We start from the raw sequence: 16824 nt of genomic DNA, 5'->3' as shown, positions 1-16824 counted from the left end.
CGGGTTCAAAAAAGTTGAATCCTCCGCTTCGGGTACGCCTGATCAGAAACGCAATTCAATGGCATCCCAATCAAGAATGTCCCAAAAAGAGGCAATGTAATCGGGACGACGGTTTTGATAGTCCAAATAGTAGGCGTGCTCCCAAACATCGCAGGTGAGAATGGGATAATAACCTTTGGTAAGGGGACAACCGGCATTGCTTTCCTTGATGATTTCCAGCGTGTCGTCATCTTTTTTAACCAACCAGGCCCATCCTGAACCAAAAACCGATGCCGCAGCCTGTGAAAACTCAGTCTTAAACTTGTCGAACGAGCCAAACGAAGCATCAATGGCACGCGCCAAAGCACCGCCCGGCTTGCCGCCGCCTTTGGGCTTAAACGACTGGAAGTAAAAAGTATGATTCCAAACCTGAGCGGCATTATTAAATATGGCTCCATCGGATTCCTTCACAATGGTCTCCAAATCTTCATTCTCAAAACGGGTTCCAACAATGAGATTATTCAGGTTGTTGACATAGGCCTGATGGTGTTTTCCATAGTGGAACTCAATGGTTTTTTGCGATATCACCGGCTCCAGCGCATTGGGCGCATAAGGCAATTGTGGCAGTTCAAATTTCATAATCAGTGCGTTTTTTAAAGTTTAGTAAAAGTAACAACTAATTTTTATCGTAAATGTTCGGCACTGATGAAAAAAAAGGATGACCCCGTTGGATCATCCTCTTCCATTGATAAAAAAACTCACTAAACTTTAAAACGAGATGCAACTTCTGCCCAATTCACAATGCTCCAAAAAGCATTGATATAATCGGGACGACGATTTTGATAATTCAAATAATAGGCGTGTTCCCACACATCCAACCCCAAAATGGGCGTTCCCTGCACTTCAGCCACATCCATCAGGGGATTGTCCTGATTGGGGGTTGATGAAACGACCAAACTGCCGTCGTCCTTCTGAACCAACCAGGCCCACCCCGATCCAAAACGGGTGGCAGCTGCCTTGTTGAACAGCTCTTTAAACTGATCGAACGACCCGAAAGCCTGCTCAATGGCCGAAAGCAAAGCACCTGAAGGAGCTCCACCGCCATTGGGACCAATCACCTTCCAAAACAAGTTGTGATTATAAAAACCGCCACCATTGTTGCGAACAGCAGCCGAATGTTTTGACACATTGGCCAATATCTCTTCTATGCTTTGACCAGCTAAGGGAGTGCCTTCAATGGCTCCATTCAAATTGGTGGTATATGCACCGTGGTGCTTGGTATGATGTATTTCCATGGTGCGCGCATCAATGTGCGGTTCCAATGCATTGTATGCATAATCGAGTGATGGTAATTGAAATGACATATCAATAGTTTTTAAGAGTTACACATTTAAGACTTACAGATGCAAATATATTCGCTATCTGGAATCATTCCAAATATTTTAAAGACTTTTTTGTCTTTTATTTGTGTTTCACCTGAATATCTGACTATTAAAATAAATCACACACCGACCACCTCATAAAGAATTGAACCATAAACTACGATTTATTATATTTGCATTCGTTAAAAAACAACCTCCAACACTTTTATAATGAAAACAATTCAGATAAACATTTTAGTCTTCACAACGTTATGGTTAACCGCTTGTGGCGACCGGGGAGTGAACTTTTTTTCGGTAGATGATGATAAATCCTTCGGAGAAGAACTGGTCAAAAGTCTGGAAGCAGACCCGGTAAACTATCCTGTATTACAACGGCAAGGCAACGAAAAGGCATATTTGTACATCGAAACCATGATGAATGACATCCTTAAATCTGATCAATTCAAGTTTAAAGATCGTTTCGATTGGGAAGTGCACATCATCAACCAGGATGTTTTAAATGCCTTTGCTGCTCCGGGCGGAAAACTCTATTTCTACACCGGACTCATTAAATATCTTGACAATGCGGCTTCGCTGGCCGGTGTCATGGGACACGAGATGGCTCACGCCGACCTGCGCCATTCAACCCAACAAATGACCAAAGTGTACGGATTTGACATCCTCATGAGCATTATCTTGGGTCAAAACGCAGGTGAAATGACAAACATCGCCAAAGACCTCGCGCTTGGCTTGGGAACTCTCAAATTCTCGCGCGATAACGAGTATGATGCCGACCGATATTCGATGTACTATCTGGCCGCAACCAAATACGACCCAAGGGGCATCGGATCTTTTTTTGAAAAAATGATTGACAACAGTGAGGGCAGCAGCACCCCGGCTTGGTTATCGACCCATCCCAGCGATGACAAACGCCTTCAAAACATTGCTGACACGTATACGAAAGATGATGAGTTCAAAAAACTCTTCAAGGGCGACGGTAGTTACGGACTCTACAAGGAAGAATACGATGCCTTCAAAAACCTGCTCCCCTAATATCAAAAAAATCAAAAGAACAAATCCCTCCCCTCACGGAGGGATTTTTTTTATCTTTGCCCTCAATTTATACAGGGTTTAAATAAACATAACAGGGTGACCATCTGTTATCCTGTCACATCTAAATAAAATCACATGAACTACTATCCCCAACTGGTCATGGACGCCCTCCAACACGTTGTCCACCCGGGAAAAGGAAAAGACATCGTTGCCCTCGAAATGGTCGAGGACGACATCCGCATCGATGGCCAACGCATCAGCTTCAGCCTGCTGTTCGACCGTGCCAACGACCCGATGATTCCGGCCATCAAACGTGCCTGCGTACAGGCCATCAAAACTCATGTGGGCGAAGAGGCTCAAATTGAGGGCAACATTTTTGTCAAAATCAAACCCCGCACCATCGTCAAGCGCGAGGTGTTGCCCGGCGTCAAAAACGTCATCGCCATCGCCTCGGGCAAAGGTGGCGTGGGAAAAAGCACCCTCACCAGCAACCTGGCCGTGGCTCTGGCCAAAGCCGGTCACAGCGTGGGGCTTCTCGATGCCGACATTTACGGACCTTCTATCCCCAAAATGTTTGAAACCGAGGATGCCCGACCTATGCTCGACAAAGTGGATGGGAAAGATCGCATTCTGCCCATCGAGAAATACGGCGTCAAGCTCCTGAGCATCGGTTACTTTGTAAATCCCGAAGATGCCCTGGTGTGGCGAGGTGCCATGGCCACCAATGCCCTCAAGCAACTCATCACAGACGGCCTGTGGGGCGACCTCGACTACCTGCTCATCGACCTGCCCCCCGGCACCAGCGACATCCATCTCACCCTGGTACAAACGGTTCCCGTCACCGGTGTGATCATCATCACCACACCCCAGGATGTTGCCCTTGCCGATGCAGTAAAAGGCATCAGCATGTTTCGAGGAAAATCAATCAATGTCCCCGTTTTGGGACTGGTGGAAAACATGGCCTGGTTCACACCGGCCGAACTCCCCGAAAACAAATACTACATCTTTGGACGTGACGGTGGCAAACAACTGGCCGAAAAACTCAACATCGACCTACTGGGACAAATCCCCATCGTGCAAAGCATCCGCGAAGGCGGCGACAAAGGTCTGCCCGTGGCACTCACCGAGAGCATCATGGCGCAAGCCTTCGACACCCTGGCACATAGCGTGGCACAGGCCGTGGACAAACGCAACCGCGACCTGCCCCCTTCGTTTATCGTTGAAACACAACGTCACTAAATAACGTGAGTGATGACAGATCCCAAAAGCTTGATCCCGGCCATTGAAGCGGCTCTCGACACCATCCGCCCCTACCTCATTTCCGATGGGGGCAACATCAACCTGGTGGATGTCACTGCCGACCTGAAAGTAAAAGTGAAACTCACCGGCGCCTGCCATGGCTGCCCCATGAGTCTGCAAACCTTACGCGGCGGCGTAGAAACGGTCATACGCAATGCCGTACCGCAAATCACGGAGGTGGTGGCGGTGTAAAACAAATCATCTCCTTCGCATTCATAACAAACAGAGACGCTGATGCTGATAACGCATTGAGTCTCTGTTTTTGTTTGTAAAAATCTTCTTGCACTCCTACCCCATCCTTCCATATCTTAACACGCAACTACCAGCCTCAATGATCTCATCATCCTGTGAAGGCCGGGCAATGCGGGAGTTATGAAACCATTCACGCGATACAGCATGATCGCTGCATTGATGATTGCCCCTATAACAAAGGGCATCCATGCACAAAACTGCAACATTGGCGATCGGGCCAACGACCTCATTTCAGGCCGCAAATGCGCGCCCGTGAACGTCGATTGGTATGCCACCTACCGGGGGGTCAACGATGGCGGCACAGGCAACGTGGTGTTTGTGTACGACTGGGGCGACGGTTCACCCATCGAACGCGTTAATGGCACACTCACCAACGCCGTTACCCGCGAATGGAAGGCATCCCTCACGCACATCTACCCCAAAAAAGTTGGGTTTTGCAACTACAATCCCAACGTTACCATCGAAGTAAACGGCGAACTTTGCACGAGCTCGCGACAATACCAAACCGTCACCGTGTGGGACACCGATGAGTTCAATGGTGGCGAAATGCTCATCAACCCCCAGGTGTTTCCCATTTGCGTTGGCAACGACGGCACCGTGACTTTTATGGATGCCAGTCAATGGAACTGCACCCCGCCCCTTGAGGAAGACGTGCCCAACGATCCCCGCCGATGGACCCAATGGATTTATGGCACCGGAGGAAACATCACTACTGCAGAGATCGGAGGAGTAGTGGTGAACCCATGGCCACTGCAGGGAGACATCATTGCCACTACCGAACCTATTTACAGCCCGGTGGCACCGGGCAACCGATCGCTGCCCATCTACATCCCCAATGGTTACAATGTGGGCGACTTTTTTGAGGTAACCCTCCGCAACTGGAATTATTGCAATCCCTATGATGACCCGGCCATCCCGGGAGCGCCTGCCGACCTGATCAACGGCGACAACCCGCCCGTCATCACCACGGCCATTGCACTCATTGTGCCATACCCCGATGCCACCATCACACCGGTGGCACCTCTGTGCGTCAACGCACCCCCCATCACCCTCACGGCGGCCACGCCGGGTGGACGATGGAGCGGCCCTGGCATTGAAAACACACGCACCGGTCGTTTCAACCCCACACTGGCAGGAGCAGGCACACACACCATCACTTATCGCGTTGGCAACACTTATGGATGCCTGGGGGAAGGCACCACCACCATCACCGTGCATGAAATTCCATCGGCACTTCCATCAGCAGGTCTCTCGACCTATCTCTGCCCCGGCGTATCCACCACCATCAATGGCAATCCATCGGGAGGATTGCCTCCTTACACCCTCCACCAATGGTCAGGCGCCACATCACCACTGGACAACACCGCCATTCAGGAACCCACCTTCATGACGATAGACGTGGGAACCTACAACCTGGTGTACGAAGTCACCGACAGTCGCAACTGCAAGAACAGCGCCACCCTCACCATGAACGTCTCGCCCGTCGACATCAGCCTGGCCAACCCCATCCTGGACGTGTGTACCAACACCGCCATCCCCCTCGAACCCAAACCCCAAGGGGGATCACAGGTTTTTGTCATCCACCAATGGACAGGCACAGACACCCATTTGCTTTCGGCCACCGACATTGAAAACCCAACGTTCATCTCCCCGGTGGCCGGAAATTTCATTTACGATTACTACGTGCAAAGTGACCAGGGTTGCGACGCCACCGTGCCCATCGAAGTACGCGTGTACGATTACCCCACGGCCAACGCCGGGGGGGATGAGCAAACGTGTTCCAACACATACACGCTGTCGGCCACACCGAGCATCGGCATCGGAACCTGGCAGATGGTCAGCGGCCCCGGACTGGCATCATTTGCCAACCCAAACAGTGCCTCATCGTCGGTCTCGGTCACTGAATTTGGCACTTACCTTTTTCGATGGACTGAGGACAACAACAGCTGCATTGATGCCGATGATGTGACCATCACATTCCTGGAAACCCCAACCCCCGGAGTGATGCCCGACGAAACCATTTGCGGACTGACCCACACACTCACCGCATACCCGCATAATGGCGTTGGTTCATGGAGTCAAACAGCAGGCCCCGGCACTTCCACCTTATTATCGCCATCACTGGCCATCACACACGTGACAGTGTCAGAACCGGGCGTTTACCAATTTACCTGGCAAGAGGCCAACGGCATCTGCACGGGAAGTGCCACGGTGCAAATCACCTTCAATCCCCAGGCAGTGGCCATCATCACGCCCCCGCCTCCGCCCAACTGCACCCCGGCATTGATCACCTTCGACAACCAATCGGTGGATGCGACACTTTATATATGGGACTTTGGCGATGGCAATACATCAACAGAAACAAACCCGACCTATCTGTTCGAGAACTTCACCCAAAGCGTGAAGACGGTCAACATTACCCTCACGGCCGAAAACAGCTATCAATGCAACGATGCCACAACCCTGACGTTGAACATCTCACCATCGCCCAAAGCAAGGTTTGTGTACACCCCCGACAGAGGCTGTACGCCTTTGGCCGTGACGTTCACCAACCTGTCGGTGGGCGCCACCGTCAATCAGTGGGATTTTGGCGATGGGTCAAGCCCGGTCAATACACACAATGCCACCCACACTTATGACAATGCCCAACCCTGGGTCGAAAACCATGAAGTTGCCCTCACCGTCACCAATGACTTTGGCTGCTCTGACACCCGATACGAATACGTGGCCGTGTTTCCGGCACCCGATGCCACTTTTACCGTCACCCCGCCCAATGGCTGCGAACCGCTCATGACCGATTTGCTGGCCATGCCGGGTGCCGCGCAATACACATGGGACTTGGGCGATGGAATCCCCGTGGTGGGGCAGCACGTGATGTCACAACTATTCATGACCAACAACAACGCAAACACAACCTACCAGCTATCGCTCACAGCAACTTCGTCGCAAGGTTGCACGGCCACCTCGCAACAACAGGTGACAGTATATCCTGCCCCATCGGCGCAACTCACGCCCGACAAAACCGAGGGCTGCGCCCCTGTGGAAATCATCTGCCAAAACACATCGACCGGCGCAACCAATCATTGGTGGGTCAATGCTGACGGAACGCGCGAATGGCTGGCGACGCCATCACCCATCGTGAAAACCTACAACAACCCCACACTCGAACCCATTTGGCAGCGAGGACGACTGGTGGTCGAAAGTGCCAATGGCTGCCGCGACTCGGCCGAAATGATGATTAGAGTGTTTCCACTCATCACGCCGGATATTGCGCCGGGAAACGAGGGGTGTCACCCACTGATGGTCGAATTTCAGAATTTCACCCTCGCAGCCCAAAGCTTCTTATGGGATTTTGGTGACGGCGAGACGTCAACCGACAGAAACACATCACACCTGTTTGAGAACCAAACGCTCAATCCCATCACGTTTCCCATTTCATTGAACGCAACATCCATCTATGGCTGCTCCAATACCGCAACCACCCAGGTAACCGTTTATCCAACCCCAATTGCCGACTTCTCATCCTCACCCACCGAACAACAGATGCCACAGGCCACCTTCCTGTTCACCAACCTCACACAGGGAAACGATTGGTTGTATCAATGGGATTTGGGTGATACGCACACATCGACCCTCAGGGATGTGCAACACACCTATGCAACGGCAGGCCGATACGACGTCACCCTGAATGTCAGCTCGACGTTTGGTTGCTCGGCATCAAAAACACATACGGTCCGCCTTATCCCTCGAATTCCGTTCATCGATTATGGGCCTCCTGAACAAGGCTGTCTGCCCCTGACCGTCGAGTTTTACAACCTCACGACCGACGCAACGGAATTCCTGTGGGAATTTGGCGACAATGGCAGCTCATCAGCCAAAGAGCCCATTCACATTTACGACAAACCGGGAACCTACCAGGTGAAACTGACGGCCACAGGCGAAGGAGGAACCATGGTGGCCGACCATTTGGTCATCATCGTACATCCCACTCCCAAAGCACTCTTCGACCTGAGTCCAAACGTGGTGGACATACCGGGCCAGGCGGTGCGATTCCGCGACCTCAGCATTGGCACCATCGCCACATGGTTGTGGGACTTTGGCGACAACACCCAATCGACACAGCAAAATCCCTCGCACGAGTATCGCGAAGCAGGATCGTACAACGTGTCGCTGGTGGTGACTTCGCCCGAAAACTGCGCCGATGAATATGCCATGAATGCAGCCGTGACGGCACGGGTGGGCGGCAAAATAGACTTCCCAAACGCCTTCACGCCAAGCACATCGGGAGCCAGCGGCGGCGTGTACGATGCTAAAGATCCGGCCAACACCGTGTTTTACCCCTTTGTGAAAACGGGGGTGGTAGAATACAAACTGCAGATTTTTAACCGATGGGGCGAGCTGCTCTTCGAAAGCACCGACATCAGCATCGGCTGGGACGGCTATTACAAAGGAAAATTATCGCGCCAGGATGTGTACATCTGGAAAGCGGTGGTCAAGTTCAGCAACGGTAACGTTGAAACATTTAGCGGCGATGTCACTCTATTGCGATAACCAGCAATGTTTGCGAAATGGAAATGGATAGGATGGGTTTCGGGGATGTTGGGAATGGCACTCAGCCACATCGCAGCACAGGATGCCCATTTTTCGCAATTCTACGCCAACCCGCTTTACCTGAGTCCGTCGCTGGCAGGAGCCACCGACGGGGCACGCATCATTCTCAACTACCGCAACCAGTGGCCGGCCATCACCAAAGCGTATTCAACATATTCGGCATCGTTCGACAACTTTTTTCCGATGTTCAACAGCGGCATTGGTGCTTACGTGATGCAGGACCGTGCGGGCAGCGCCGGGCTGACTTCCACCAACGCGGCCGCTCAGTATTCGTACAACCTGCAAATCAACAAGCAATGGCAAGTGATTCCGGGCATCCAGTTCGAATATGGCAACAAGGCCATCGACCTGGCCAAGGTGCGACTGGGCTACGACCTGTCGTTTAGCGGCGGCTCATCGTCGTGGGAACGGCTCAACATTGAGCAGGTGCACTACTTCGACGTGGCCACATCGGTATTCTTTTACAATCCCAAATACTGGGTGGGACTGTCGCTGCACCATCTTACCCGTCCCAACTACTCATTTATGGGACAGGAAATGCGCATTCCCATACGCACCACCCTGTTTGGCGGCATGAACATCTGGACCGAAAAAAACAGACGCGCGCTCACCACCCGTTCCTTCTCGTGGAGCTTCCGGTATCACCGGCAGGAAAAATTCCAGCAACTGGATGCCGGCTTATACTGGCACAATTCGCCCATCGAAATCGGTGCCTGGTACCGGGGTTTGCCCCTGCTGGGCGAGGTGAACACGGTGCTCAACCACGACGCCATCGTGGCCCTGGTGGCTTGGGAACACGGCCCCTTTCGCTTTGGTTACAGCTACGACCTCACCATTTCACAACTGGGATGGAACAGCGCCGGGGCTCACGAAATATCGCTCATCTACGAATTCAACCAACGATTTGACCTGCGTGCCGGTCGCCATCCACCCCTGCCCTGCTCAAAAAATGCCAATCCTTACGAAAGCAAAAAACCGCAACAACGCCGACGAACGATTTTTTGACTTGCGATTCCCTTAAGATCTGTTCACTGCATCTCTACACTCTAATCGATCTGTCTTTGGTCTAATCATCTTCATGTCTCTACTATATAACTCTTTTGAGTTATCTGTTTTGTTTTTTAAACGCATGGAGCAACAAAAAAACTCAGCGCCTTTGCACCTCAGCGTTTATTTTGACTCTGTGAATCACACTAAGTAAACGACATGAAAACAACATTGGGAATGCAATCCATATTTAACACCTCAGGGGGGTACCCTAAGGGTAGGGGGGGGTACCCTAAATGTAGGCAGGGGTACCCTAAATGCGCAGGGGGGTACCCTAAATGCGGACTCGCGCGCATTTTTTGCGCATCATCGTACAAAAAATGCGCACGCTTGCGCATATTTTGCGCATCGATGCGCATTTAGGGTACCCCCCCCTGCCCAATTTGTACACGCACGCGCAAAAAATGCGCATCGTCGCGCATTTTACCATCCCCCCGCCTCAAAAAAACTGAAAAAACCCGCGGCATCCATCAACGATGCTCACGGGTCTTATTAAAATTATCCGGAAGAAAAACGCCAGCGACTATTCCGCCACCTGCATCCCCACCATCTTTAAGTGTTCCCAATACTTGGGATATGACTTGGTCACCACCTTGGGGTCGTCAATCAAAATCTGGCCATTGACCAGCGCCACCGGGGCAAAGGCCATGGCCATGCGGTGATCTTTGTAGGTGGCCACCACCACCTGACGCACGTCGCTAACGGCACACGTGGTTCCGTCCCAATGAAGGGTATCGGTGCCATTGGTGGTCAACACAAAACCCAGCTTGGCCAGCTCGTCAATGAGGGCATAAATACGGTCGCTCTCCTTGATGCGCAACGTTTGCAACCCGGCAAACGAAAAAGGCACGTTGAGCATGCAGCAGGTCACGGCAAAGGTTTGCGCCAGGTCGGGCTGATCGGCAAAATCGTAATCAAAACGGCTCGCGGTCACGGGAACCTTGGTGAGCGTGGTGATCCCATCCTTCATGGTGGTGTGCACGCCAAGCGTCTCAAACAGGGCTGCCACCTTGGAGTCACCCTGATAACTGTCGGCATACAACCCCTCGAGGTCGATGCAGCCATTATCCGACAAGGCCACCATCTCGTACCAATACGATGCGGCGCTCCAGTCGCCCTCAACGGTGAAAGGCACAGCCCGATAGGGACATTCGGGAATCACAATGGTGTTGCCATCCCACTGGCAGGTCACACCGTACTGCTCCATCAACTTCAACGTCAAATGGATGTAAGGCTTCGACACCACCTCGCCGGTCATTCGAATGGTGAGCCCGCCGGTGATGGTGGGGGCAATCATCAAAATGGCCGAGATGTACTGACTGCTGATGTTACCGGCCAGCTCAAGCTCGCCCCCCGTGAGGGAGCATCCGGTGATGCGCAACGGGGGGAACCCTTCGTTTTCGATGTAGTCGATGTTGGCACCCAGCTTGCGTAAGGCATCCACCAGCACGCCAATGGGGCGTTGCTTCATGCGCGAGGAGCCGGTCAGTTCCCACTCGCCTACAATTTTCGACAAGTAGGCCGTTAAAAAACGCATGGAAGTTCCGGCAGCGCCAATGTCAAAATGGTTGGTGTTTGAATTAAACACCTCCAACATCACGTGCGTATCGTCGCTATCGCTCAACTTCGAAATTTCGTAAGGACTATAAGCCAAAGCATTGATGATGAGCGCACGATTGCTAATGCTTTTAGATGTGGGCAAAGCCACCCGGGCCGCCTTGAGGCCGGTGCCCGACTGTATGGTATATTGCATGAATAGTGATATTTACTTATTAAACGATCGGTAGTAATCCATGGCGTCCAGAATGTCGGCCTTGGAACAATTCACGTTCACTTCAACTTGTCCAATGGCCTTGAGCAACGAAAAGTTGATGCGGTCGTCTTCGTTCTTTTTATCGTGACGGGTCCACTCAAAAATAACGTCGTTGTGCTCGGCAAGCACGGGGAAATGACCGTACACCCGCGTAATTTCGGCGCTGATGGCATCGGCCTCGGCACGAGGTAAACCCAGTTTGGTGACTGAAAGGTACAACTCGCCAATCATCCCGTAAGCCACCGCGTGACCATGCAACATGGGTGACCCGGCCTTAAGGGCAAAACTCTCGATGGCATGCCCCAACGTGTGACCAAAATTCAACGCTTTGCGAATGCCCTGCTCGCGAGGATCGGCCTCCACGAAAAAATCTTTAATCGAAATCGACTCGGCCACCAACTGCTTGAGACGCACAAAATCGGGGTTTAAGATGTCGAACGACTTCAAATCGTTCCACCCCTGCGAGGTGTAAATGAGCGTGTGCTTAATCATCTCGGCAAAGCCCGACACCAGATTGTCGGAATCGAGCGTCTCAAAAAACTGAGTGTCCACCAGGACCGCATCGGCCTGCTGAAACACCCCGATTTCGTTTTTAAACCCCTCGAAATTGATACCCGTTTTGCCCCCCACCGATGCATCCACCTGCGAGAGCAACGTGGTGGGGATGTTGATAAACCGGATGCCGCGTTTAAACGTGGCCGCGGCAAATCCGCCCAAATCGGTGGGCATCCCCCCCCCCAGATTGATGAGCACCGACTTGCGATCGGCTCCCCCATTACTCAGGGCTTTCCAAACCTTGGCCACGGCCTCAATGTGCTTATGGTCGTCGCCACTCTCAATCACAATGGTACGAGCGGCATCGATGCCCTTCACGCCGGCAATGCGCGGATAACAATATCGAAACGAATTATCGTCGGTCAACACAAACACTTTATCGCGGTTATACGCATTGAGAAGCTGATCCAAATCATCGGCCAGGTTCTCGGCCATGTAAACGTTCGAAACCTTGAAATTTAATCGTACCATCGGCTTGCTTTTTATTTGGTGCGCAAATATAAGGATTGATTCCCGTAACAAAAAAGCATATTCGCCACCGCAACCCTGAGCGTGAAAATTACTGGTTCTATGTCGAATCATGTGGGTACATAAAACATGAAAGCACGAAATCAACACAAGGTAACTAAGCCGCCTTCGGAAAATGGCGTTAAAAAAATCATAGGCCTGAGCGTTAAAAAATATGCGCTGTTTGAGCTTGCGAGTTCGCAGATTTTAGCGAAGGCCTATGATTTTTAGCCATTTTACGTCAGCGGCGGCCTTTTTTGCTTACTTTTTGGGGCTGTAGCCAAAAAGTAAGAGCCCGCCCGGCTCGAGGGCACGAAATATTGGTTTGTGCAAATTAAGACTTCTGATTACCCACACAAAACAGAATAGAGCCAAATTACTTATCTTGCACCATCGTCATCACGACGCATCATTCACCTTTTTACAAAACCCTTCACCATGGTCATCAGCAACGAACAAAAAACACGCGAAACAGGTCTTTGGTTCTCATTAATCATCACCTTTTTCACCATCACCTTTCTGGCCTCCATCCTTATCGAAAAAGCACAAGTGTGGTGGCTGCAAATCCCGGCGGCCGCTCTGGTGGTCATTGCCATCCTCGTTTACCGCTTTGGCGGATTTCATTACATCCGTGCCGAATTCAACAACCAAAACATCGAAATCAAGTTTTACAACAGCTTCCCTTACGGGCGCAAATTCAGAATGATAAAAGTGACCCCGTCGCAAATCACCCGCATGAAAATTAAAAAAGGATGTTGCGGAATTGGCAAAGGACTGGTTTTGTATCAAAAAACCAACAAAAACGAAGCCCGTTATCCCTTCATCGGCCTGTCGGCGCTCAACGCCAACGACCGAAACCGCATTTTACTGCATCTGGAGAAAAAATAATTGAATATCCGAGTAACCCCCTGTTTGTGGTTAATCATCAAAAGAGATTCAATGTCGTTTAGTGAGTGACAATCGAATAAAAGACAAGAAGAATTTTAGACCGCAGACAGATAGATTAGACTGTGAAGATGAAGAAGACAGATCTAATTATCTTTCTTAATCTCATCATCTATCTCATGGTCTTACGTCTTCTTCTCTTAACTTAACGACATTGAAAAGAGATTCTAAAACCCTGTGAATCTCGGTGTCATCTCTGCAGCCCTCTGAGTAATCTATTGTTTCACAGACTATGAATAAGACTCACAGAACAGAATAGCTATTTTACGGATATTCACACAAAATAATTCACGTCATTTAACCCCATCAAAAAAGCCTGCCCGAAAAATCCGGACAGGCTTTATTTGTTATAGGGAATCCCTCAGATATCACAGTTTACGCGACACTTCGGTTTCTTCGTAAGCTTCAATAATGTCGCCCTCTTTCACGTCGTTGTAGTTCTTCAAATTCAAACCACACTCGTAACCGGTCGCGACCTCTTTCACATCATCTTTGAAACGCTTGAGCGAATCGAGCTCGCCGGTAAACACCACAATACCGTCGCGAATCAAACGAACCTTGTTGTTGCGTTTCACCTTGCCCTCTTTCACCATACAGCCGGCAATGGTACCCACTTTGGTGATCTTGAACACCTCGCGCACTTCGATGGTTGCAGTGATGGTCTCCTTGATTTCGGGCGACAACATCCCTTCCATGGCATCCTTGAGCTCTTCGATGGCTGCATAGATGATGGAGTAGAGACGAATGTCGATCTCTTCTTTCTCGGCCAAACGACGTGCCGCCATCGACGGACGCACCTGGAACCCAATGACGATGGCATTGGATGCCGCCGCAAGCATAATGTCCGACTCGGAAATTTGACCCACCGCTTTGTGAATCACGTTCACCTGAATTTCCGCGGTCGACAACTTAATCAATGAATCCGACAACGCTTCGATAGAACCATCCACGTCACCCTTCACAATCACGTTCAACTCCTGGAAGTTTCCAATGGCAATACGACGACCAATTTCATCAAGTGTAATGTGTTTCTTGGTACGCATGCCTTGCTCGCGCTGCAATTGCTCGCGCTTGGTGGCAATTTCTTTGGCCTCGCGCTCCGATTCCAATGCATTGAACTTTTCACCCGCAGTGGGGGCGCCATTCAAACCTAAAATCAATGCGGGTTCCGATGGGCCTACCGAATTTACTTTTTGATTCCGCTCGTTGAACATCGCTTTCACGTGTCCGTAATACAAACCGGCCAAAATCATGTCGCCAACTTTCAATGTTCCGTTCTGAACAATCATGGTGGCTACATAACCACGCCCTTTGTCGAGCGACGATTCAACCACCGTTCCACTGGCACGACGGTCGGCATTGGCTTTCAACTCTAATATATCGGCCTCGAGCAACACTTTCTCGAGCAACAAGTTGATATTTAAACCGGCCTTGGCCGAAATTTCCTGACACTGATATTTACCACCCCAGTCTTCAACCAGGTAATTCATATTGGCCAGCGCTTCCTTCACCTTATCGGGATTGGCGTTAGGCTTATCAATTTTGTTGATGGCAAACACAATGGGCACACCCGCTGCCGCTGCGTGGTTGATGGCTTCAACCGTTTGAGGCATCACGTTATCATCAGCAGCCACAATAATAATGGCAATGTCGGTCACCTGTGCACCACGGGCACGCATGGCCGTAAAGGCTTCGTGACCCGGGGTATCGAGGAAGGTAATTTGACGCCCGCTCTCCAGCTTCACGCTATAAGCTCCAATGTGCTGGGTAATCCCCCCCGCTTCGCCTGAAAGGACATTGGTTTTACGGATATAGTCGAGCAACGATGTCTTACCGTGGTCAACGTGCCCCATCACAGTCACAATGGGCGGACGCATGCTCAAGTCAGCCTCGTCATCTTCTTCCTCCTCAATGGCAGCAGCCACTTCAGCACTGATGAATTCAACTTTAAATCCAAACTCCTCGGCCAACAGGCTGATGGTTTCGGCATCCAAACGTTGGTTGATCGACACAAACAGACCCAACGACATACAGGTGGCAATGATTTGGTTCACCTGAATGTCCATCATGCTGGCCAATTCGTTAGCCGTCACAAATTCGGTAACCTGAATGGTCTGTTGCTCGAGAATTTGCTGCTCCATGTCGGCCTGCATCCGCTGGCTAAAGGCATCGCGCTTATCGCGACGGTGCTTGGCACCCTTTGACTTTCCTTTACCGGCAGTCAGACGAGCCAACGTATCTTTGATTTGTTTTTGAACATCCTCTTCGTTCACTTCGGTGCGAACGGGACGTTTTTTCAATTTTGGCGATTCTTTACCGGCAGTTGTGCCTGCCTTGGCTGCCTTGTCTTTACGCGTCTCAAGCGTAAATGCCTTTTTCACCACGGTGGGCGTTCCGGTGGCAGGAGTTGCACCGGGAGCAGCTGGCGTGGTAATATCCACACGCTCTTTCTCCTTGCGAATGCGCTTGCGTTTCTTCTTCTTGGCATTCTTCTTGTCCTCGGCCGAGGTGCCGCGATTATCAACCGGCAACTCAATTTTTCCAACCACTGTGGGGCCCGACAATTTCTGGAAGACCGTGGGCTTAAAGTTGTCATCTTCTTTCTCAGCCACCGGTTCGGCAGCAGGTTCAACACGCGGCTGAACCTTTTCGACAACCGGTTCAACGGCTTTAGCCTGCTCGGCGACAGGTGCTTTCTTGGCTTCAGCAACCGGTGCGGATGGCTTTTTGCGATCCAAATCTATTTTTCCCAAAACTTTTATCTCTTGGCCGATTTTATCGACCTTGGTTTCAATATGCTCCACCTGGGCCTCCTTCTTCTCGGCCTTGGGTGCTTCAACCGGAACTTCAGCCTTAGGCGTTTCAACCGTTGGAACCTCAACCTTGGGAGATTCTACTTTTGGGGCTTCTACTTTCGGGGCTACCGGCACTTCCTCCTTCACAACAGGAGCCGGCTCGCTCTTCTTCTCAACTTCGGGCTCCTTCTTCTTGTGCAATGAATTGAGATCAATTTTGCCAACCACTTTCAGGTCCACATCCAACTGACGGCCGGGCAAAGGATCTTCATCCTCTTCGTCATGTTTTTCGGTATGAACATCCTCAATCGAAATGGATTCCTTTTTCACTTTGGCTTTGATGGCGCCACTTTTCTCCATTTCAATTTTTGCTTTCAGATCCGAACGGTACTCCTTTTCCAACAAACTGTACCAATCCTCTTCCACCTTGGTATTGGGATTGCTATCGACCTGAAAACCTTTTTTATGCAGGAACTCAACAATGGTTCCAATCCCCACGTTAAATTCACGTGCTACTGCACTTAATCTTTTACCAACTGCCATATATGGACCCTAACGTATTTTGTAAAAGGTTGAACAAATTAAAATTCAGTCACAAATATAAAGG

12 protein-coding genes are annotated in these 16824 nt (G+C 50.7%); 7 read left to right on the top strand and 5 right to left on the bottom strand.

Features of this window, described 5'->3' with window-relative positions:
• Positions 1-42 precede the first annotated feature (42 nt).
• Both LX69_RS00205 and LX69_RS00200 read right to left on the bottom strand, forming a co-directional pair.
• Positions 43-618, bottom strand: a complete 576-nt coding sequence (locus tag LX69_RS00205; protein ID WP_111443794.1) for a superoxide dismutase — start codon at positions 616-618, stop codon at positions 43-45.
• 122 nt (positions 619-740) lie between these two features.
• Positions 741-1343, bottom strand: a complete 603-nt coding sequence (locus LX69_RS00200) for a superoxide dismutase (protein WP_111443793.1) — start codon at positions 1341-1343, stop codon at positions 741-743.
• Positions 1344-1571: 228 nt separating this feature from the next.
• Between LX69_RS00200 and LX69_RS00195 the strand changes: the two genes are divergently transcribed.
• From LX69_RS00195 to LX69_RS00175, 5 genes are all read left to right on the top strand, one after another.
• The gene (locus tag LX69_RS00195; RefSeq protein ID WP_111443792.1) at positions 1572-2393 is read left to right on the top strand and encodes a M48 family metalloprotease; all 822 of its coding nucleotides are present in this window, start codon (positions 1572-1574) and stop codon (positions 2391-2393) included.
• Positions 2394-2528: 135 nt separating this feature from the next.
• Positions 2529-3632 (top strand): Mrp/NBP35 family ATP-binding protein, encoded by a 1104-nt coding sequence (locus LX69_RS00190; RefSeq protein ID WP_111443791.1) that lies wholly within the window; start codon positions 2529-2531, stop codon positions 3630-3632.
• Positions 3633-3644: 12 nt separating this feature from the next.
• Positions 3645-3884: a NifU family protein gene (locus tag LX69_RS00185; protein ID WP_111443790.1), complete on the top strand. Its 240-nt coding sequence runs from the start codon at positions 3645-3647 to the stop codon at positions 3882-3884.
• A gap of 180 nt (positions 3885-4064) precedes the next feature.
• Positions 4065-8495 carry a PKD domain-containing protein gene (locus tag LX69_RS00180; protein ID WP_111443789.1) on the top strand — a complete coding sequence of 1477 codons (4431 nt, stop codon included), beginning with the start codon at positions 4065-4067 and terminating at the stop codon, positions 8493-8495.
• 6 nt (positions 8496-8501) lie between these two features.
• Positions 8502-9560: a PorP/SprF family type IX secretion system membrane protein gene (locus tag LX69_RS00175; protein ID WP_245934895.1), complete on the top strand. Its 1059-nt coding sequence runs from the start codon at positions 8502-8504 to the stop codon at positions 9558-9560.
• A 565-nt stretch (positions 9561-10125) separates the two neighbouring features.
• On the opposite strand, the gene LX69_RS00170 is transcribed toward LX69_RS00175, so the two are convergent.
• Entirely contained in the window at positions 10126-11355 is a 1230-nt protein-coding gene (locus LX69_RS00170) for a 3-phosphoshikimate 1-carboxyvinyltransferase (RefSeq protein ID WP_111443788.1), read from the bottom strand.
• Between the two features lie 12 nt (positions 11356-11367).
• Positions 11368-12441, bottom strand: coding sequence for a 3-dehydroquinate synthase (gene aroB / locus LX69_RS00165; RefSeq protein WP_111443787.1), 1074 nt, complete (start codon positions 12439-12441; stop codon positions 11368-11370).
• Positions 12442-12567: 126 nt separating this feature from the next.
• Here aroB and LX69_RS17660 point away from each other — a divergent pair, with 126 nt between their 5' ends.
• Both LX69_RS17660 and LX69_RS00160 read left to right on the top strand, forming a co-directional pair.
• On the top strand, positions 12568-12708 hold the full coding sequence (locus tag LX69_RS17660; RefSeq protein WP_170124172.1) for a hypothetical protein: 141 nt from the start codon (positions 12568-12570) through the stop codon (positions 12706-12708).
• A 207-nt stretch (positions 12709-12915) separates the two neighbouring features.
• Positions 12916-13365 carry a hypothetical protein gene (locus LX69_RS00160; RefSeq protein ID WP_111443786.1) on the top strand — a complete coding sequence of 150 codons (450 nt, stop codon included), beginning with the start codon at positions 12916-12918 and terminating at the stop codon, positions 13363-13365.
• A gap of 425 nt (positions 13366-13790) precedes the next feature.
• On the opposite strand, the gene infB is transcribed toward LX69_RS00160, so the two are convergent.
• Entirely contained in the window at positions 13791-16760 is a 2970-nt protein-coding gene (gene infB / locus LX69_RS00155; protein WP_111443785.1) for a translation initiation factor IF-2, read from the bottom strand.
• Positions 16761-16824 lie beyond the last annotated feature (64 nt).

Source organism: Breznakibacter xylanolyticus (assembly GCF_003254275.1).
GTDB classification, from domain to species: domain Bacteria; phylum Bacteroidota; class Bacteroidia; order Bacteroidales; family Marinilabiliaceae; genus Breznakibacter; species Breznakibacter xylanolyticus.
The sequence above is the reverse complement of the archived record's forward strand: the minus strand, read 5'-3'. Positions and strand labels throughout refer to the sequence as shown.